Origin of the sequence: Pantoea sp. ANP04 (assembly GCF_041982285.1) — a bacterium.
Classification (GTDB): domain Bacteria; phylum Pseudomonadota; class Gammaproteobacteria; order Enterobacterales; family Enterobacteriaceae; genus Pantoea; species Pantoea eucalypti.
Map to the genome: position 1 here is coordinate 1 of NZ_JAUTYS010000124.1, position 558 is coordinate 558.

Consider the following 558-nt stretch of genomic DNA (forward strand, 5'->3'; position numbering starts at 1 on the left):
TAGCCGTAGTCCTCGATGCTGGCGCCTTGCAGGTCCGGCAGGGTCACCACCACCAACTGTTCGCTGGTGGCCTGTTCGTGGGCTTGCAGTTGCCGAGTCAGCTGGGCGCGGACGCTCGGCTCGATCATCTGCGCGTCGTCCACCACCCGCCCAGTCAGGGCCGGGAACCTGAGTTCGGCCTGGGCCGAGACCGCGAAGACCCAGAGCAACAGCACCAGACCGATTTTATAGAGTCGCATCAGCACCTCATCCTTAATGTTTGTCCGCGTGTACTACCAACTGCCAGACGCCCCGCCACCGCCAAAACTGCCACCGCCGCCCCTGAAACTGTCCGAATCCGAGCTGGAACTGGAGCTGGAGCTGGAGCTGCTGGAGTCGAACCAGTCGAATGAACCGCTGCTCGCACTGCTGTCGCGCTCGGCCCTGGGTTCGCGCCTGGACGAGTCATCGCCGGTGTCGCGCCGCCCGGCGCTTGCCGCTTCACCGTCGTCGCGCGTGTAGAGCAAGAGCCCGACCAGCGGCACGCCGACGAACACCGAGAAAAACACCAGCTTGAAC

At 64.3% G+C, this 558-nt stretch carries 2 protein-coding genes; both read right to left on the reverse strand.

Features of this window, described 5'->3' with window-relative positions; translation table 11 throughout:
- Nucleotides 1-239, reverse strand: a 239-nt coding sequence (locus tag Q7C21_RS22670) for a TPM domain-containing protein (protein ID WP_375151189.1), incomplete at its 3' end; no start/stop codon positions are given.
- A 33-nt stretch (nucleotides 240-272) separates the two neighbouring features.
- Nucleotides 273-558: hypothetical protein (locus Q7C21_RS22675; RefSeq protein WP_375151190.1), on the reverse strand; the 286-nt coding region annotated here is incomplete at its 5' end.